Origin of the sequence: Blautia sp. HCN-20427 (assembly GCF_037890365.1) — a bacterium.
Lineage (GTDB): Bacteria > Bacillota > Clostridia > Lachnospirales > Lachnospiraceae > Blautia.
Genome location: NZ_JBBKBX010000006.1, coordinates 1 through 19,626, shown reverse-complemented (window position 1 = coordinate 19,626; position 19,626 = coordinate 1). Strand labels below are relative to the sequence as shown.

The 19,626-nt window shown below is 44.3% G+C and carries 19 protein-coding genes and 1 pseudogene; all 20 read right to left on the bottom strand.

All coding sequences use genetic code 11. The features are described 5' to 3' along the window. Positions 1-33 precede the first annotated feature (33 nt). The 20 genes and pseudogenes from WKT17_RS05040 to WKT17_RS04945 all read right to left on the bottom strand — a co-directional run bounded on the left by WKT17_RS05040 (position 34) and on the right by WKT17_RS04945 (position 19,533). Positions 34-696, bottom strand: a complete 663-nt coding sequence (locus WKT17_RS05040; RefSeq protein WP_291683608.1) for a YkgJ family cysteine cluster protein — start codon at positions 694-696, stop codon at positions 34-36. Between the two features lie 27 nt (positions 697-723). After that, on the bottom strand, positions 724-1,194 hold the full coding sequence (locus WKT17_RS05035) for a hypothetical protein (protein WP_173749561.1): 471 nt from the start codon (positions 1,192-1,194) through the stop codon (positions 724-726). 27 nt (positions 1,195-1,221) lie between these two features. Continuing rightward, complete coding sequence (locus WKT17_RS05030; RefSeq protein WP_291683607.1) at positions 1,222-3,240, bottom strand: HelD family protein; 2,019 nt, start codon at positions 3,238-3,240, stop codon at positions 1,222-1,224. 14 nt (positions 3,241-3,254) lie between these two features. Further along, complete coding sequence (locus WKT17_RS05025; protein WP_330027378.1) at positions 3,255-3,920, bottom strand: MFS transporter; 666 nt, start codon at positions 3,918-3,920, stop codon at positions 3,255-3,257. 13 nt (positions 3,921-3,933) lie between these two features. Continuing rightward, positions 3,934-4,389 (bottom strand): annotated as a pseudogene (locus WKT17_RS05020) (MFS transporter); the annotation flags it as partial. Between the two features lie 226 nt (positions 4,390-4,615). Further along, complete coding sequence (locus WKT17_RS05015) at positions 4,616-5,629, bottom strand: aldo/keto reductase (RefSeq protein WP_173749564.1); 1,014 nt, start codon at positions 5,627-5,629, stop codon at positions 4,616-4,618. 33 nt (positions 5,630-5,662) lie between these two features. Continuing rightward, positions 5,663-5,962, bottom strand: a complete 300-nt coding sequence (locus WKT17_RS05010; protein WP_173749565.1) for a Dabb family protein — start codon at positions 5,960-5,962, stop codon at positions 5,663-5,665. An 82-nt stretch (positions 5,963-6,044) separates the two neighbouring features. Next, positions 6,045-7,106, bottom strand: coding sequence for an FUSC family protein (locus tag WKT17_RS05005; RefSeq protein ID WP_173749566.1), 1,062 nt, complete (start codon positions 7,104-7,106; stop codon positions 6,045-6,047). Between the two features lie 89 nt (positions 7,107-7,195). Then, positions 7,196-7,804, bottom strand: a complete 609-nt coding sequence (locus tag WKT17_RS05000) for a peptidylprolyl isomerase (protein WP_173749567.1) — start codon at positions 7,802-7,804, stop codon at positions 7,196-7,198. Positions 7,805-7,828: 24 nt separating this feature from the next. After that, entirely contained in the window at positions 7,829-8,878 is a 1,050-nt protein-coding gene (gene rsmH / locus WKT17_RS04995) for a 16S rRNA (cytosine(1402)-N(4))-methyltransferase RsmH (RefSeq protein WP_173749568.1), read from the bottom strand. A gap of 26 nt (positions 8,879-8,904) precedes the next feature. Beyond that, a complete protein-coding gene (locus WKT17_RS04990) occupies positions 8,905-9,924 on the bottom strand; it encodes a sugar kinase (protein ID WP_173749569.1) in 1,020 nt (339 codons plus the stop codon). Between the two features lie 29 nt (positions 9,925-9,953). Continuing rightward, positions 9,954-10,295, bottom strand: coding sequence for a PD-(D/E)XK nuclease domain-containing protein (locus WKT17_RS04985; protein WP_226853654.1), 342 nt, complete (start codon positions 10,293-10,295; stop codon positions 9,954-9,956). Positions 10,296-10,596: 301 nt separating this feature from the next. After that, positions 10,597-11,076, bottom strand: a complete 480-nt coding sequence (gene rlmH, locus WKT17_RS04980; RefSeq protein WP_173749570.1) for a 23S rRNA (pseudouridine(1915)-N(3))-methyltransferase RlmH — start codon at positions 11,074-11,076, stop codon at positions 10,597-10,599. 13 nt (positions 11,077-11,089) lie between these two features. Then, positions 11,090-11,635, bottom strand: coding sequence for a DsrE family protein (locus WKT17_RS04975; RefSeq protein ID WP_173749571.1), 546 nt, complete (start codon positions 11,633-11,635; stop codon positions 11,090-11,092). A gap of 16 nt (positions 11,636-11,651) precedes the next feature. Beyond that, positions 11,652-12,365, bottom strand: coding sequence for a DNA alkylation repair protein (locus WKT17_RS04970; protein ID WP_173749572.1), 714 nt, complete (start codon positions 12,363-12,365; stop codon positions 11,652-11,654). A 94-nt stretch (positions 12,366-12,459) separates the two neighbouring features. Further along, positions 12,460-13,854, bottom strand: a complete 1,395-nt coding sequence (gene gltA, locus WKT17_RS04965; RefSeq protein ID WP_173749573.1) for an NADPH-dependent glutamate synthase — start codon at positions 13,852-13,854, stop codon at positions 12,460-12,462. Beyond that, on the bottom strand, positions 13,854-14,741 hold the full coding sequence (locus WKT17_RS04960) for a sulfide/dihydroorotate dehydrogenase-like FAD/NAD-binding protein (RefSeq protein WP_173749574.1): 888 nt from the start codon (positions 14,739-14,741) through the stop codon (positions 13,854-13,856). The genes gltA and WKT17_RS04960 overlap by 1 nt, the downstream gene beginning before the upstream one ends. A gap of 194 nt (positions 14,742-14,935) precedes the next feature. Beyond that, on the bottom strand, positions 14,936-16,066 hold the full coding sequence (locus WKT17_RS04955) for a chitobiase/beta-hexosaminidase C-terminal domain-containing protein (RefSeq protein WP_291683603.1): 1,131 nt from the start codon (positions 16,064-16,066) through the stop codon (positions 14,936-14,938). A 19-nt stretch (positions 16,067-16,085) separates the two neighbouring features. Then, the gene (locus tag WKT17_RS04950; RefSeq protein ID WP_294542483.1) at positions 16,086-18,641 is read right to left on the bottom strand and encodes an FtsK/SpoIIIE family DNA translocase; all 2,556 of its coding nucleotides are present in this window, start codon (positions 18,639-18,641) and stop codon (positions 16,086-16,088) included. Positions 18,642-18,660: 19 nt separating this feature from the next. Further along, entirely contained in the window at positions 18,661-19,533 is an 873-nt protein-coding gene (locus WKT17_RS04945; RefSeq protein ID WP_173749577.1) for an undecaprenyl-diphosphate phosphatase, read from the bottom strand. Positions 19,534-19,626 lie beyond the last annotated feature (93 nt).

The following is a 19,626-nucleotide window of genomic DNA, read 5'->3' as shown; positions in this document are numbered from 1 at the left end:
CCATGTGACAACTCCTTTTTTCGTATTCTGATTTCAAAAAAAATATATTTCCGCCTTTTTCAGCCGTTCTTCAAACTGTTCATAAAAATCAGCTTCTGCTTTATACGGCGTCAGATAAAAAGTTTTCAAAATAAACATACAGACATTTTTCACAGCACTTTCCTCCTGAAATTGTGCAGCGATTTTTTCTGCTTTTTTCAGAAAGGTGTGCCATTGAAGCACAAATCTTTCGTACTCCTGTATCCTTGATATCCCCAGCCATTTGCTGATTTTCACCTTTGTTTTTGGGTTTTGTCTGCATTCATGTACCTGTAGGAAATAGTGAAAACAATCCTCCTCATAAATGCGTCCCAGAGGAAACATTCTGCAAAAACCAGGACGGAAAGCATGAATACTGCACCGTCCCTGGTTTTTTAAAAAGGGGCACTGTTCTTCTTTTTCTGCCATTTTCAGATTGGGCAGAATCAGTCCGTCTGCCATTCGAAGTTCTAAAGCATAAGACAAAAGTGTTTCAAAATTTTGTTCCAGATGACTGCAAAGCTGATAGACATCGAAAGGATCCAGAACAATAGAATCCCCCATTCCGCGGCAGCAGTCTGAGCAGCCTTTGCAGTCGTTGCAGCCCGCCTTTACCATGTCACTTTGGCGGTACAGTTTTCCGTCTGAGACAGCATTTAAATCCAGTTCTCTCCGCATATTTTTCTCCTTTGTTTTACGAATCACTCAGACCCGGTATTTCCAGTAATAAAGGCCCTCTGTGGTTACGATTTTTTCCAGAAGTTCTCTCAGCGCTTCACTTTCGTGGTACACGGCAATGCTTAACACACCGCCGCTGATACTGATAATAGAATCTTCTCCTCCGAGCAGAATATCTATCTGTCCCCGTTTTTTCAAAATCACTTTTTTCAGCAGTTTTACTATCATTTCACACCGTTTGTCTTTCAGCCATCCTTCCCGCTTATTGACCAGGGGTTTGTACTCTTCCACATAAATTTCAAAAGGAAAATAGCAAAGTATTTTCAGTACAATGGCTATGGTTTTATCACAAAATTCCTGCAGGTGTCGATCTTGCAGAAAATACTGCTCCGCCTCTTCATAAAAGCTGTCTTCTCCTGTAGAAACAGCTCTTGGCAGAAAATCTATAATCCGGTAATCTTCTGTAAACAAAAGGCTTAGTTGTTCACTTCTATTCATGCGCATACTCCTCTTATCAGATATCTGTCAGCTTTCATACATATAAAGTTCATGCAGCGCCCTGGTAGCGCAGATGTATTCTGCCTGCAAAAGCAGTCCGTTTTTTTCTTTTCGTCCAAGGGCAAAGACCCGGTCAAACTCCAGCCCTTTTGCCAGATAAAAGGTGGTTACGGTAATGCCTTTTTGAAAAGCGGAACTGTTGCGGTCAATATAAGAAATGTCCTGAAAATACTCTTTCAGATACTGATACGCCATGAGGGCTTCCTGTTCTGTCATGGTCAGAACAGCTGTTGTTTCATAAGGGCTCTCCTGCTGCAGATGGGAAAGCACCTTTTTAAGCGCCTCTTCCTGACAGGCAAACTTCTGCTCTTCAACTTCTTTTCCGTGTCGTTCCAAAAGTTCCATATCCGTAAGCCCTGCCAGCCTGTTGGCATACCGGGCAATCTCCACGGTATTTCGGTAACTTTTATTCATCACAATGGTTCTGGTATGGCGTCCTAAAATACCAGGAAGGAATTTTAAGACGTCCTGCTGCTGCTCCTCCATGGTCTGGGCACAATCCCCCAGAATGGTCATTTTGCAGGGGAACAGTTCTGCCAGAATGGTATACTGCAGAAAAGAATAATCCTGCATTTCATCAATCACCAGATGCTTGATGTTTTTCTGTCCCTTTTTCTGATACAAGCGGTATTTCAGATACAGCATGGGATAAACGTCTTCATAGGCCAGCACTCTCTTTTCATAGGAGACATGGGGCAAAGGTGCAAATCCGGATTCCTCTAAAAGCTGGCTGTACAGCACATACAAGTCTCTGGTCGCATACATTCCCATAAATTCCTGGCTGAGTTTTTCCTCCTCTTCTTCGGAAAGGCGGCGGTTGTATAAGGTTTCATATTCGTCTGTAAAATGTTCCAAAATAGCCTCCATACGGGACAGCAGAGGAAGATCCTGAAATTTGAAATAAAAGAGATTTACCAGTTCTGCTTCTGTTTTCACAATCCCCTTAAAAGAAACTTCGTAGAAGTCCATGAGACTGTCTTCCAGATTTGCCAGAAAAACTTCTGTAAGCCCCAGAAATTCCTCCGACTGTTTCCGGTGCAGACGGTCCTGTGCCTCTGCGTCCGGACATGAGAGTTCTCTTTCAATCTGGTCATAACGGTCCTCACAGTCTATGACTGTGTCCCGCAGTTCCCGGTAGGCAAATAAATCAAAACTCATTTCCTGAATATTCTCCTCTCCCAGTTCCGGCAAAATATGGGAAATATAGTCGGAAAATACACTGTTGGGAGACAGAATTAAAATGTTGGAGGATTTCATATGCTTCCGGTCATGGTAAAGCAGATAAGCAATCCGGTGAAGGGCAATGGAAGTTTTGCCGCTGCCAGCCGCCCCCTGAATCACCAGTATCTTATCCTTGGTGTTGCGGATAATGGCGTTTTGTTCTTTCTGAATGGTGCGCACAATGTTTTTTAACTGTACGTCTCCATTGCTTCCCAGTTCAGCCTTAAGAATGTCATCATCAATTTTGATGTCGCTTTCAAACGCATAAATCATCTTTCCGCAGCGGATTTTATACTGCCATTTGGAATGAATCTCTCCCTCCAGAACGCCGGCCGGAGCTTCATAGCTGGCAGGACCCTTGTCAAAATCGTAGAAAAGACTGCTGACAGGCGCCCGCCAGTCATAGATATAGGGAACCTGTCCCGTTTGTTCCGAAAAGTTCCCGATACCGATATAAAAGGACTCCGGAGTGTCTTCATCTTCATAGCAGAAATCCACTCTGCCGAAAAAAGGTGCGTTCAACATTCTCTCCAGACGATGCTTTAAGGCAAGCTGTTCCTGATTGGCATTTACCTGTTGGAGAAGAGCCTGCTGATTGTCAAAATTTTCATAGCCGTACTGGTCCATTTCCGTATAGTTTTCCCAGTAGTATTCATGCATTCCCTCGATTTCCTTTTGTCCCTGGGAAATGGAGGAGTCTACCTCTTTTAGCCGCTGCTGCAGCTTTTCTATGATAAAGGTCAGATAGCTTTTTCCGTCACGCATAATGTTCTCCTGTTTTAGATAGTATTCTTTTTCCGGCTTCCCCGGCAGTATAAAAAGAGCCCCAGAGTGCAGGCCAATGTCCCTAAAAGCATAGCCAAAGGCAAATGAAAATCTGCTGCCTTCCCAAAGAGCAAATCCACTACGGCAGCTGTGCCATCCATAAAGACCGCATAGACGCTCAGCATGGCAGCCCGATGTCCCGGCACAACCATACGATTTTGCATTTCTGTCTGCAAAGGCTGCAAAAGAGAAAAGCTGACTTGAATCAGCATAACAGCAAAAGCAGAAATTGCCAGACTGTTTGTCCCTGCTAAAATAAGGCAGCAAATACCGGGAATCAGAAAAGCCCCAAGAAACATAGCCGTTTCACTGATTTTTTGGGTAATCCGGGCAGAAAGTCTGCCGGTCATCTCACAAATGGTCAGAAGCAGAAACAGCAGACCAATCTGCTTGTCTGTGGCTCCGCATTTTTGAAACTGCGGCTGATTTAAAACTACGGTTGTCATCTGGTACACTTCTGAAACCAGAGCCATGCTGACAAGAAAGGCTGTCACGTTTCTCCTGCCAAACAGTTCCGGAAGGGTCTGACAAAAAAATCTGCCAGCTGTTTTTTCGTTCCGTCTCTTTTGTTTCTTCCCGGACTTCTGTAAGCCATAGAGACAAAAAAGCGGCAATGCCATAGCTTACAGCTGTCAGAAGTCCTGCCATTCGATAGTCTTTCCCAATAAAAAGGGAATACATACCCGAAGCCAGAAAAAGCCCGGCAACGGACATAGTATTAAAAAATCCAAAGATTCGCTGGGTATCTTTTCCCTTTGCAGAAAGGTATAAAATACTGGTGTCCACCCCGGACAAACCGGAAATCACTGCGTCCAGAAGAATTCTCTCTGTCAGGAAATCGGCGAAGCTGTCTGCTCTCCAGAAAACCAGCTTGGAGACAAAAAACAAAAAGGAACAGATCACAAAAGTCCGTTTATACCCAATTTTATCCGCCAGAATTCCCCAGGGGATTTCCAGTACAATGGTCAGTACCATGGAAAGACTCTCCATAAGAGTTATCTGAAAAAGCGTGACTCCCACGGCCTGACGGTACAAAGTGGAAACAGAACCGTAAAAAACCATGCCCTGCAGCAGGGAAATGGCATACATAAGCACAAGATTTTTGTTAAAATTTAGTTTAAAATACATAAAAATCCTCCATAAAGGAACTGCCTCTGCATTTGCAGCGCAGCTCTCTTTTTCTGTATATTATAAAAAGACAACATAATAAAACCACACCCGAGTCTGGCTTACTGAATTGTATCCTCTTATAATATTCAGATTGGAAGATTTTTTGTATCCATATAAATTTGCTCCTTGGTTATGCTTTTAAAAGTTATAAAAAGGTTTTGTAGTCCTCATAATTTTTGGCTAGAAGTTCCGGCGTATTCAATCCATATGGACATTTTTTCATACACTTATTGCAGTGCATACAGCCGTCAATTTTCTGCATTTTTGCCTGCCATTCCGAGGACAGCCATGCCGTCTGAGGTGCTCTTCGGAGCATTAAACTCATACGGGCACAGTTATTGATTTCGATTCCGGCCGGACAGGGCATACAGTAACCACAGCCACGGCAGAAATCTCCGGAAAGCTGTTCCCTGTCTTTGGCAATTTCCTCCTGCAGTTCTTTGGTCAGCTGCGGGGGACAGACCTCATATGAAAGAAATTCGTCCAGTTCGTTTTCCTTCTGGATACCCCAGATAGGCGCTACATTTGAAAACTGCGGCTGGGCCATAAAGGCATAAGCGGCAGCAGAGTTGTGAATCAGTCCGCCAGAAAGTCCTTTCATGGCAATAAAGCCCATATCTGCGTCCTTACACTGTTCTGCCAGCTTGATATCTGCCTCAGCGGCCAGATAGGAAAACGGAAACTGCAGGGTTTCATATAGACCAGAGGCAATCGCCTCGTCTGCTACTGCCAAACGGTGATTGGTAATACCGATATGGCGGATTTTTCCTTGTTCCTTTGCCTTTAAAGCGGCCTCATAAAGTCCTGTGCCGTCTTCCGGTCTGGGGCAAAAAGCCGGATTGTGGAACTGGTAAATATCAATATAATCTGTCTGCAGCTTTAAAAGGCTCTCATCTAAATCTTTCCAGAAATCCTTTTCATTCTGAGCCGTTGTTTTGGTACTGATAACCAGCTTTTCCCGTGTATAGGAAAAAGCTGCTCCCAGTTTTTCTTCGCTGTCAGAATAAGCCCTTGCAGTATCAAAATAATTGATGCCGTGATAAAAGGCTTTCTGCAGCAGATATACGGCCTCAGCTTTTGTAATTCTCTGAATGGGAAGCGCTCCGAATCCGTTTTTGCTCACTTCAAGTTCTGTTTTTCCAAGTCTTACTTTCTGCATTTTGCTTCTCCTACTATGTAAATCAATGGGAAATTATTCGTAATCCAGGCAAGCTCTCTCTGTAACATAAGGGCGGACATACGTATCTGCCACTTTTACATGCTCCGGGTGGGAACCGTAAACAGCTACATCCTCCGCTTTTTCCAGAGTAGTAACCAGCGCCATATCATGTGTGCTGGAAGGCAGCGGCTGTTCTACAAAGTCGACGGTTAAAAGCCCCGGAACCTTTCCTACCAGTCCCTTTAAATGCTCTGCCATAGCCTGTTTCAGCTGTGGTTTTTGACTTTCTTCGATTTCCGGTTTGAATTTCCACATAACAATGTGATGTACCATAATTTCCATCTCCCTTTTTTGTTAAGATTTTTTCTGCGTCATTATTTTAATACATTAAAATCCCTGCTGTCAACTGCAATCCTCAGGAATCTGCCAGTGTGTTTTTCTGGCTCATCCGGTTTAAGGAACCGTGAAAAAGTTTATCAAAAACCAGCCCATACACAGAACCCAGAATATTGTTGAAAATACGGAAAAATACAGCACCGGGAACGCCCAGGAAGCTGACGGCAATGGCCATAGCACCCAGGGAATTAAATACAGCCTGCCAACCATAAGTTGCGGAAAGTCCTACACCAACGCCGCCGATGACTCCAATATATGGACAAAGACTTTCTGGCAGAAGCGGATATACCAGAAGGAATACAATACCTCCGGCCAGATTTCCGGGAATTCTTCCCTTCACACGCTCTTTCATGTCTCTTCTAAATGGCAGCAGCACGGACATGACTGCAATACCTACCCACATGCTTCTGGGAAGTCCAAGAAGTCCTGCCAGAAAAATGGCGGTGGATACGCCAAAAGTAATGGACAGCTGCCATCTGGTCCGTACAGAGGATAAATCAAATTCCAGAATTAAATGTTTGAACGCTCTTTTATAAGTCTGGTTTTTATGGTTGCGGTAGAACACAATACCGGTAAGCAGAGCGCCTGCACCAAGTCCTGCCAGACGCAGAGCATAATCCATTCCGGTTACATCATACCCGTACAAAAGCAGGTATCCCAGCACCAAAGTAGAATGGTTTGCCATAACCACATTATGACAACCTAACACCATAAGTATAAAAATACATGCCAGATTCACCAGCAGTTCTGTAAAAAGATTTCCCATATTGGCCAGTCTGGGGCCAACCGCCAATATGGCAAACACAGCCATGAGGGAACTTAACGCATGCGGTGTGTAAATTCCGAAATCCGCAAAACGAAACACCATGACGCACAGTAACACGACCACGCCGGTTACACTGTTTTCATCTCCGAAAATCGTGCTGTAGCCAATGACAAAAGCCATGCAGAACGCCATGGTAATAAAAATTTTCAACAGATATACTGCAATGTGACGAACCTTTTCTTTCCGGCTCTGGCTGCTTTTAATAAGCGCCTTAGAGCCCGCTTGATTTAACTGTAATTCCTGATAAATGGTCATACTTCATAACACCTAGCCCTTTCTTCTGTCTTCTTGTTATCGGGGAGGCATTATACCATCTGGGCACAGACTTGTCAATTCAGAAATTTCTATTTTACTACCTTGATACTTTCGATTACGGGCTGATTTTCTGGCAGAACGGTTCCGTTCTGGTCTTCCACAGACACATCTTCGCAAATTTTATCTACCACATCCATACCTTCTGTGACATACCCGAAAGCCGCATATTGTCCGTCCAGATAGGTGCTGTCTTCCTGCACAATAAAAAACTGGGAGCTGGCGCTGTCATAGTCCTGGGAGCGTGCCATGGAAATAGCACCTCTGGTATGTGAAAGAGGATTTTCCACTCCATTTTCAGAAAATTCTCCCTTGATGGTTTCGTCAGAGCCGCCGGTTCCGTTTCCTTTTGGGTCGCCGCCTTGAATCATAAAGCCGTCTATAATACGGTGAAAGGTCAGTCCGTCATAAAAGCCTTCCTCTGTCAGTTTCAGAAAATTTTCCACAGTAAGAGGCGCTGCTTCCTCGTCCAGGGCTACCTCAATGGTTCCATATTCTTTTACTGTGATTTGTACCTTTGTATCATCACTGTTATCTGTCTGACTGCTGTTTTCCTTTTTGCTCTCTCCTTTTGTGCCGCAACCTGCCAAAAGTGCTGCGGTAAAAATTCCTGCAAGTAACAAAGCTGCTGTTTTCTTCATTTTTCTGTCTCCTGTCTGTCACATTTATGCTTTTATGGCCCAGCGCATTTTGGTAGAACGGGCCCGGCTGTTTTGATTGCACTCTTCTTTGGAAGGGCGGATAACCTCTTTGGCAATATCCCGGTAAACACCTTCCCGGTAAAAACTCTGGAAAGATTTTTTTACCATACGGTCTTCCCCGGAATGGAAGGTGAGAATCGCCACTCTTCCCTGTGGTTTTAAAATCCGGGGTAATTTTTCAAGAAAAGCTTCCAGTACTTCAAATTCACTGTTCACATCAATGCGCAGTGCCTGGAAGGTTCTGGCACAGGACTTTTTCACTGCTTCTTTTTGCTCTTCTTTTGGAAGACGGACAAGGGCCTTTTCAATGACTTCTTTTAGCTTTGTAGTGGTGTCAATTACATGCCCTTTTCTCTGTTCTGAGAGAATAGCCATGGAGATTTCTCTGGCATAAGGTTCATCGGAATTTTCCATGAGCATACCTTCCAGTTCTGCCTGTGAAATGTCTTTTAATCGTTCTGCTGCGGAAATCCCTTTTTCAGGATTCAGGCGCAAATCCAAAGGTCCCTCCTGTTTATAAGTAAATCCCCGTTCCGGATTATCTATCTGCATGGAAGAAACGCCCAAATCTGCCAGTACGAAGTCAAATTTCCCTGTCTCCTGTACCAGCAGGTCAATGTCTGCAAAATTCATCTGTTTGACAGTCAGAATGTCCGGACCATACCCCATGCCTTCCAGCCTGGCCTGTGTCTTTTTCATTTCAATGGGGTCTACATCCAGAGCGTAGAGATGTCCCTTCTGCTGCAGACATTCCAGCATTTTGGAACTGTGTCCGCCATATCCCAAGGTGGCATCCAGACCCTGCTGTCCCGGCTGTATCTGCAGAAAATCCAGAATTTCCTGTACACAGATAGAAATGTGCATACCTGCCGGAGTGCCACCCTTGCGAATAACTTTTTCAATGGTATCCGCATATTTTTCCGGCTGCAGCTCCTTGTATTTTTCTTTATAAGTCCGTGGGTGTGTGCCTTTATAGCGTACCCGGCGCTGATGTTTTGGTTCCTGATTTTCCATAATGCTCTCCATTTCCTTCTGTTTTCCTACCTTTGCAGATTTGTATTGGAAGATTTCATAATCCGCAGAATATCCTCTTCTGTGACAATATTAAAATCATACTGTATCATTAGCTTCATTACACTGGCGGTAATGGCAAAATCAATGGTTTTCTGCGGCTCAAAATTCCTGAGAATACCATGCAGCAAGCCCCCTGCAAAAGCGTCTCCCGCCCCTACTGCTTCCAGACTGTGTACGGTGTGAATCGGGCTTTCGTAGAATTTTCCGTCTTTCAAATAAATTCCCATCCAGTCCCCGTCTTCCACCGTATACATATTCCGCAGAACACTGGCCACGGACTTGCAGCCCGGATACTGCTTTAAAATTTCCTCCATTCCTTTTTTATAAGTATCCATCTGCTGAATTCCTGTACGCATATTTCCATCAAAGGCAGGGATGCCTAAAGTTGCTTCAAAATCTTCATCGTTGGCAATGCACAAGTCCACATACTGCATACATTCTTTCATAACCGTCTGAGCTTGCCGGCTGCTCCACATTTTTGCCCGGTAGTTTAAATCACAGACAACAAACACTCCGTGGTTTCGGCTATATTGCAGGGCCTTAAGCACAGCGGTTTTCATATGCGCACTGATAGCCGGGGTGACACCGGAAAAATAGAAAATATCTCCCTCTTCCAAAATTTCTTCCCAGTGAAATTCAGAAGCCTCTGCAAGAGAAAGTGCGCTGTATTCCCGGTCATATACGACATTCGTAGGACGGATGTTGCTGCCTTTTTCAAAATAATAAATGCCCAGACGAGAACCTCCCTTTAAAATATAGGAAGTATCCACCCCGTAATGGCGTACTTCGTTTACCGCTGCCCGCCCTATTGGATTATCCGGAACCTTCGTGACAAAAGATACCGGGTCTTCCAGCATGGCTAAAGACACAGCCACGTTGGCTTCTGCTCCTCCGTAGCTGGCTTCAAAATCTCTGGTCTGCAGAATCCGCAAATGTTCGGGCGTCTTCAGACGCAGCATAATTTCTCCAAAAGTGACTACTTTCATGTCAATGCCTCCATTCAAAATATACTTTCTTATTCTTTTCCAATGAATATTTCTTTTCCACAAAATGCAAACCCATACTTTCGGATCTTTTCCTGTGGAATTCCCTTTGAAGCCAATATCGCTGCATATTTTTTCTCGTCAATTTGTTTCAGCGCATTCTTCGCCGTATCTTCCAAACGCCTCTCACTGTCCGGGTCATGGGATACGGAAATTTTTCTTCCAGTGTCAAAAAAACGGAAGGTCGTCACGGCAACCCGGTTCATATATACATTCATTGCTTTGACATCGTCTGACAATAATGCCTTCACAAAATCATTATAGCCACTGTCATAGTCAGCAAACCAACTCTGTATAATGGTTTCAAACATCATGCGGACTTCCCTATTTGTCAAAGAAAGAGAATAGAGAACTCGTCCCGTTTTCTGAAATTCTACCTGCTCCACTTTTAAATAACCACTGGCCAGAAAAAGACTCCAAATGGCACTTTCTTTTTCCTGCAGTTGTTCATAAATTATCTGCCTTTGATAAATTTCGTTTTATCAATATAAAAAGTATTCAAATCCTGTATTTTGCCAAAATCCTGAAGACCAATACTGACGGTCTTTGCCATAGAAATCACCTTCTTCCTGTTTCCATTATTATACACACCCCGGCAGGAAAACACAACCGCCCCTATTTATGATATGGCGCTCCCTCTATAATCCGATATCCTCTGTATATCTGCTCCAGCAAGATTACCCGCATAAGCTGATGAGGAAACGTCATTTTAGAGAAACTCAGCGCATAGTCGGACCGCTTCAGTACTTCTTCACCTAAGCCGATAGAACCACCGATAACGAAAGTCAGATGACTTTTCCCCTGTACACCCAGCGTTTCGATTTTCTTTGCAAATTCCACGGAATCCAGCATTTTGCCGCCAATTTCCAGAGTAAGCACATAGGCGTCATCCTTTATATACCGCAGAATCCGTTCCCCTTCTTTTTGCCGTATTTGCCGTTCTACGGTCTCACTGGCCATATCCGGTGTCTTTTCATCTGCCACTTCTAATATTTCCAGCTTACCGTATTTGCTCAGTCGTTTGCTGTATTCCGCAATGGCATCTTTTAAGTATTTCTCCTTCAGTTTTCCCACTGTAATAACCGTAATTTTCATAATCGTTGTCCCTTTACGCTTTGATATAGGCAAATCCCTGGCTCTCTTTTTCCACCAGTTCTGCAATGCCGAGTTCTGCCAGTTTTACGCCGGATATCAATTCTGCTCCGGTAAGTGGTATCTGTTCCATGGCTTTTTGACACACTACAAATTTTATGCCTTCTGACTGCAGACTCCGGATTTTTTCATTTTCCTTAGAAGATGCGCGAAAAACAAAAATGCCCGTTCCTTCTGCCAGAATTTCCAGTTCCACACAGAGGCCCTTCCTTCTTCCGTATTTCAGCAGATTTTCGGCATCATCAAGGGCTTTTTGGACGCCGGATTCACTGTCTGCATGAAAGATTGCCCTTTGCTTTTGTGTAAGCTTTGCGTCACTGTTTTCCTCCAAAACTTCATATTCCACCTCATCAAGGGACAGGGGAATACCTGCAGGGCTTTTGACATTTACACCGCCGTACCAGGTACTTTCCACAGTAAAGATATCTCCTTCTTTGTAATCCATGGACCAGTCATTCATTTTATTGATAATTCTGATTTTATCCTTTACTTTTGCCTTCATGTCTTATCCTCATTTCTCACTTTCGTTTTAAGGTGTTCAGCCGTTCTTTGTCTGCTTTTTCTACCCGGTAAGATTCCTGGATTTTCTGAATGGCTTTGTTGTGGGTAAAGTCATCCAGAAGATTCTCTGTAAAGAGTCTTTCTGTCTCCCTGGGAAATTTGATGTAGCAAATAGAAACAGCCCAGGCCACTGCCATTTTTACATAATAGCCTTCCTGGCGAATCTGCGAAAGCAAATCCAGTACCCTCTCCAGAAAAGCTTCACAGATAAAGAAATCCAGCATACACACCACGGCAAAGCGCACCTGGTATTCGCTATGGCTGTATACATATTCTTCCAGGAAAGAAAACCAGTCTTCCTGGTTCTTTTTCATAAATTTATAGGTGGCACAGCAGCAATCGCAAACAGCCCAGTTATTGATATGAGGAACAAATTTTCTCAGTTCTGTTTTCTGTTCTTCCATAGTCAGACAGGCATAGCCGATCATCATGCCTCTTATCATTAATTCCTCATACACGGATAAGTCTGCCTCTTTGGCATATGCGTAATAATCTATTTTTGCCGCCTTTTTCGCGATTTTCCGTATGTTGGGCACCCGGACCCCCAGCATGGATTCCAGACCTGGCACCAGGGATTTGTGAAATTCTCCATATGCTTCCTCTGCATGGCGAAGCAGTTCTTCCCGCACCCAGGCGGTGATATCTGTGTATTCTTCTGTTTTCTTTTCCATGTCACCATCTCCATATAACAAAAGGGACATCGCTTTAAGCCCCTTGTTATGTACTTAATGCGATGCCCTCTATGTATCTTATCTGTTTCTGCAATTATTTTGCTTTGTTTTTGATAAACTCATCAATACCTTTTGCTGCCGCTTTTCCTGCCCCCATAGCCAGGATAACCGTTGCTGCGCCGGTTACGGCATCACCGCCTGCGTAAACACCTTCTTTTGATGTCTGTCCGCTTTCTTCGTCTGCAATGATACATTTTCTTCTGTTTACATCCAGACCAATGGTAGTGGAAGAAATCAGCGGGTTAGGTGAAGTTCCCAGAGACATGATAACAGTATCTACATCCATCTCGAATTCAGAACCTTCAACAACAACCGGACGTCTTCTGCCGGAAGCATCCGGTTCCCCTAATTCCATGCGTACGCATTTGATGCCTTTTACCCAACCGTTTTCGTCTGCCAGAATTTCTACCGGATTTGTAAGAAGGTCAAAGATAATGCCTTCTTCTTTTGCGTGATGAACCTCTTCCTTTCTTGCCGGAAGCTCTTCTTCACTTCTTCTGTATACAACATGTACTTCTGCGCCCAGACGAAGAGCTGTTCTTGCAGCATCCATAGCTACGTTTCCGCCGCCTACAACAACGACTTTTTTACCTGTTACAATAGGGGTATCATAGTCTTCACGGAAAGCCTTCATCAGATTGCTTCTGGTCAGGTATTCGTTTGCAGAGAATACCCCGTTTGATACTTCTCCGGGAATACCCATGAACATTGGAAGGCCGGCACCGGAGCCGATAAATACAGCTTCAAAGCCTTCGTTTTCCATTAATTCATCTACTGTAGTGGATTTACCGATGATGACATTTGTTTCAATTTTAACGCCAAGAGATTTTACGTTTTCCACTTCTTCTTTTACTACTTTGTCTTTCGGAAGACGGAATTCCGGAATTCCGTATACCAGTACGCCGCCCGGCTGGTGCAGGGCTTCAAAGATAGTTACATCATAGCCCATTTTAGCCAAATCTCCGGCGCAGGTAAGTCCGGAAGGACCGGAACCGATAACGGCTACCTTATGACCGTTCTTTTCAGCAGGCGCTTCGGGTTTGATACCGTTTTCTTTTGCCCAGTCAGCTACGAAACGTTCCAGCTTACCGATGGAAACGGCTTCTCCTTTGATACCGCGGATACAAACGCCTTCACACTGGGATTCCTGAGGACATACACGTCCGCAGACAGCCGGCAGTGCGCTGGACTGACCGATGATTTTGTATGCCTCTGCGAAGTTGCCCTCTTTTACTTCGTGAATAAATGCAGGAATGTTGATGGATACCGGACATCCTTTCACACATTTGGCATTCTTGCAGTTCAAGCAGCGGGCTGCTTCTTCCATTGCTTCTTCTTTGTTATATCCCAGACAAACTTCTTCAAAATTTGTTGCTCTTACCTTTGGGTCCTGTTCTCTTACAGGAACTTTTTCTAATACGCTGCCCATTATTCGTCACCTCCGCAGTTTCCGCATCCGCCGTGATGAGTCTCTCCTTCACGTTCTTTTAACAATGCTCTTCCTTCTTCTGTCTTGTACATCTGCTGTCTTTTCATAGCCAAATCCCAGTCAATTAAGTGACCGTCAAATTCCGGACCGTCTACGCAGGCAAATTTCACTTCTCCGCCTACGATGACACGACAGGCACCGCACATACCAGTACCGTCTACCATAATCGGGTTCATGGATACGATAGTAGGAATTTCGTATTTCTTTGTGGTCAGGCAGCAAAATTTCATCATAATCATAGGTCCGATGGCTACACAGCGAGTGTATTTCTTACCTTCCGCAACCAGGTCGTCAATCACCTTCGTAACCATACCGCTGCGTCCGTAGGAACCGTCATCTGTGGTGATATACAGGTTTCCTGCAACCGCTTCCATTTCTTTTTCCAGAATGATTAAGTCTTTTGTCTTGGCACCTACGATAACGTCTGCGTCAATGCCGTGTTCATGCAGCCATTTTACCTGCGGGTAAACAGGTGCAGTACCTACACCGCCTGCAACGAACAGAATTTTTTCTTTCTTTAACTCTTCTAAATCTTCATGTACAAATTCAGATGGACAGCCCAGGGGACCTACAAAGTCCTCAAATGCATCTTTTGCCTGTAATTTTGCAAATTTTTCTGTAGAGGCGCCAATCGGCTGAAATACAATGGTAACTGTGCCTGCCTCTCTGTCATAATCACAGATGGTCAGGGGAATTCTCTCTCCCGCATCATCTAATTTCACAATGATAAACTGACCCGGCTCGCAGTGTTTTGCGACCATTGGTGCTTCGACTTCCATGAGATATACAATCTCATTCAGCTTTTCTGCTTTTAGAATCTTATACATAATGTCCTCCTCATATTTCATCCAAAATACCGGCTTTCTGGCTTTGCATTTCCCAGTGGGTGCATCTTTTGTCGATATATTGTTATGATTACTATTCTCCAGTATAAGACAATCGGACTGAAAATTCAATCCGATTTCTTAGTACCGCACAGAATTTGTGCAGATTGCTGTATTATTTAATTATTTTTACGGATTTATCCATAAAATACATAGATGGCGCTGCTGATCTGGCTGACCTTACCTCTGGAATCTACAGCAATCGCGGAAAAGGTGTGTTCTCCTTCGGGCATCGTAATGGGACCGGTGTACTTTTCGCTTTCTGTGGTGGGTTCTGCGTCGAAGGCATAATAAATATCACAGCCGTCAGGAGCTGTTACAATAATTTCTGCCGCATACTCATATTTGTCAGAAGGTGGCGAAATCTGAGGCTTTTCCGGTGCTTTAAAGGTCAGGTGGTAAGTCTCTTTTCCTACTTCGCTGGAAATACCCTTTTCGTTATAGGCAATGTATTTCAAAGTGAAGTCTCCTTCTTCGTCCAGAAGAATCGAACCGTTATATTCCTGGCTACTGCTGTCCGGGTCTGTGCCATCCAGGGTGTAATACACTTTTGTGCCCGAAGACAGAGTACCCATCTGTATTTTTACTTCTTCACTGTAACTGCCACCTGCGGGAGAAACGGAAGGAAGTTCACAGACATAGCTCTGATATTTTGACTTCATGCTGTCTGTCGCCGTGCTCATCAAATCACGTATTTTATCATATTCCTTATTTTTTTCATACAGACGAAGCACTTCACCGTAGGCATTGGTGCTGTCCGGGTGGTTTTCCACAACGGATAAGAGAATGGAAAGAGCCGCTTCCTCGTTTCCCTCTTTCAGATAAATCTTCGCTTCCAGAATGTTGGCCTCTGCGCTGTCGGGATTTAAAGACAGCGCCCGCTCTACATATTTCAGTGCTTCGCTGTAAGCTTTATTGCTGAATTCTGTTTCCGCCTGGGCCATCTGGAAATCAAAGGAATTTATTTGGGTCTGATACACAAAAAACAGACCTGCACCTACGACTACTGCCACCGCTGCTGCAGTACCTGCCAGAATCATTCTCTTTTTCCTTTTTTTTCTCCGCTCCTGTTCGGCCTTTCGTTGAAGACGTTCTCTCTCTTTATGTGCTTCCAGTTCTTTCTTTCGCTGCTCCTGTTCCTGGAGTTCCTTCTGCCGTATCAGGGTTTCTAAGGTATTGTATTCCGGTACCCATTGAATCTCTTTGCCGCATTTTGGACAAAACAGAGTGCCTTCTTCATACTCTGCTCCACAGTTTCTACATTTCATGTATTTTCATCCTCATTTTCTATAAATACTCATCAATAAACTGCTCGAATTCTTCCATAGACATCAGGACTTTTCTAGGCTTTGTCCCTTCTTCTTCGCCTACAACTCCGGCTTCGCACAGTTGGTCCATGATTCTGGCCGCCCGGTTAAAACCGATTTTAAACATTCTCTGCAGCATGCCGATAGAAGCTTTGTCTTTCTCAATAATAAATTTTCCCGCATCTTTAAAGTAAGCGTCTCGCTCGTTGGCAGTATCTGTCGCTGATGAAGAAGCTTCTTTTACTGCCTCGATTTTCTCCTGGATTTCCTGACTGTAAGCAGCCGAAGGATTCTGGCTTGCAAGAAATTCTACTACTGCGCTGACCTCCTGATCGCTGACGAAAGCGCCCTGTACCCTGGCCGGTTTCTGATAGCCTTGGGGATAAAAGAGCATATCGCCCTTTCCAAGCAGTTTCTCTGCACCGTTCATGTCCAGAATGGTTCTGGAATCCACACCAGAGGATACAGAAAAAGCAATTCTGGAAGGCATATTTGCTTTAATCAGACCTGTAATAACATTTACGGAAGGACGCTGAGTAGCAATAATCAGGTGAATTCCAGCCGCTCTTGCAAGCTGGGCCAGGCGGCAAATGGAATCTTCCACCTCTCCCGGCGCCACCATCATAAGGTCTGCAAGCTCGTCCACAATAATGACAATCTGCGGCAGCCTTGGCGGTTTTTTGTCTGCTTCGATATCCGTCAGGGCATCCACTTTTGCGTTGTATCCTTTGATATCCCGCACATTGTACTGGGCAAATTTGTTATATCGCTCGGTCATTTCCGCTACAGCCCAGTTTAAGGCTCCAGCCGCTTTTTTCGGGTCTGTCACCACCGGAATAAACAGGTGCGGAATGCCATTGTAAACGCTCAGTTCCACCACCTTGGGGTCAATCATAATCAATTTCACTTCTTCCGGTGAGGATTTATATAGAATACTCATAATCAGTGTGTTGATACATACTGATTTACCGGAACCAGTGGCACCTGCGATGAGTAAATGGGGCATTTTCGCAATGTCGGCAATAACCGGTTTTCCGGCAATATCTTTTCCTGCTGCAAAAGCCAGTCTGGATTCGCTTTTCTGAAATGCGTCAGACTGAATCAGTTCCCGAAGCATAACCGTACTGTTGTTGGCATTTGGAACCTCAATTCCCACAGCCGCTTTACCGGGAATCGGTGCTTCAATACGAATGTCTGTCGCCGCCAGATTCAGCTTGATATCATCGGTAAGACTGACAATTTTGCTGACCTTTACTCCTTGTTCCGGCTGCAGTTCATATCTGGTAACTGTAGGGCCGCAGCTGACATTCGTAATCGTAACGTTTACACCGAAGTTATGTAGGGTTTCCTGGAGCTTTCCTGCTGTTTCCCGCAGGTGTGCATTGGAATCCCCATTGCTTTTTGTGCCTTTTTTCAAAAGGGAAACCGGAGGGAAGGTATATTCCTTTTTCTCTTGTACTTCCTTTGCGGCAATTTCGTTTTTGACATCATCCACACCTTTTTGAATCTCTTCCTTAGAAGAGCGAGGATTTTTCCCGTGGCTGCCCTCCGTTTTTTCTGATTTTTGTTCTTTTGCCGGTATTTCTTCAGCTGTATCTTCGACTCCGTCCTCTAAGACGGCAATTTCCTCAATATCCTGCACCAGATGGTCTGCCCTCTGAATAGGGAAAGCTTTTTCCGGTACAAAAGGCTCGTCTACAGGATTTTCTTTTGCAGGTTCCTCTTTGGGCGGTTCTGCAGTGAAGAAAGTAGGAATTTCCCTGCCCTGTTTTTGATGATGCGGCTGTTGCTGTTTTTCCTCCCGGCGCTCTTTTCGGCGGGAAGAGTGTTCTTCTTCGGCCTCCGCCTGCAAAGCTTCTGCCTGTTCCTGACGGATTCTGGCTGCTTCGATTCTCCGGGCACGGCTTTGCGCTGCGTGACGGTAAGCCCATCGGCTGCATTTGCGAATCATGTCAAACATGGATTTTTGGGTAATCAGTACCAAGGAAATCATAATAGCAGCAACGGTAATGGCATAGGTACCTACTGTTCCAAAGGCCTGTACACAGAGCCTGCACAAAAGACCGCCCAGAATCCCTCCTCCGGTCTTGTATTCTGCTGAAACCTGATAATAAGTCAGTATGGAATCTTCATATACTGCCCCTTCTGTCAGAAGCTGCATAAACATACACATGGCAATGAATAAAAGTAAAAATCCCACCATTTTTCGGTAAGCTCTGGGATTTCGGCTATTAGATATGACAAAGGCCACTCCCAGGAACAGAAAGATGGGCAGAGGATAGCAAATCAGACCTACCAGTCCAAAAAAGAAACTGCTGATGGCATTTCCTACAGCCCCGCCTACACCAAAGTTGCTGACTAGAAGGACAATGGAGATTGTCAGTACAATCCACAGAGTAATTTCAGACTCTACAGAACTGGATGTATGCTCAGTTGCCCCCCTCTTTGCCTGTGTTTTCGTATTCTTTTTTCTGTTGCTGGAAGTCTTTGCGGAAGTATTTCTGCTTCCGGTGCTTCTTTTTCTCGCTGCCGCCATAATCATGTTCTCCCCTTACTTATAATACAAAATTGCAGACTGCCGCTGCTGTACCCAGCAGAAAACAGTATCCTGCAAAAAAAGAAAATTTCTTTTTCCGAATAAGCCGCAGCATAAGCCGGATACAGAAATAGCCTGTGATTCCCGCAACAACAGCTGCCGCCAGATAGATACCAAAGGTTCCCGCTGAAATTCCGGAACCGGGAACCTGTATCAGTTCCCAGAATGCTGCACCCAGCACAGCCGGTATTGCGGTCAGAAAAGCGTATTTTATTGCAAATTTCCGGTTAAAGCCGCACATCAGACAGACGGCCAAAGTAATACCAAGCCTGGAAATTCCTGGAAATACGGCAATTCCCTGAAAAATACCAATGAAAAATGCCGTACCATAACCTACATCTTTTGGAATTTTTTTTCCTGCCGGAAAGAAATCAATCACCAGCAGAAAAATACCTGTGATAAACAGTCCTATTGCCGGTGCCAGCAGATTACTCTCTGCCTGCAGTACCAAGTCTTCAAGAAGTATCCCTTCCACAGCCGTGGGAAGTGTGGAAACCAGCAAGAGTAAAAACAGTTTTCGGTAATTATTTGAAATCAGTTTTTTATAGCGGATAGCTTCCTGTTCGTGTCGGTTTTTAAAATAAATTTTAAAATTCCCCGCAAAATCGTAGATGGTCTTGCAACCCTCCAACAATAGTTTTTTCACGTCCTGGCGAAAAGCCGCAAGAAGTACCGCAAGGGTGCCTGTATGCAAAAGTACGGAAAAGATAATTCCTGTTTCTTTTATCTGCAGCAGATTTTTTAAAATGGCCAGATGACCAGAACTGCTTACAGGCAAAAATTCAGTAAGTCCCTGTACCAGTCCGAGTAACAGTGCCTCTATCAATGACATGTCTTCAACCTCTTCCTTTGTCTTTCGTAATTTATCATATTATCAAATGTTTATTTTACCATAAATCCGGATATCATACAACTTTAAAATCTT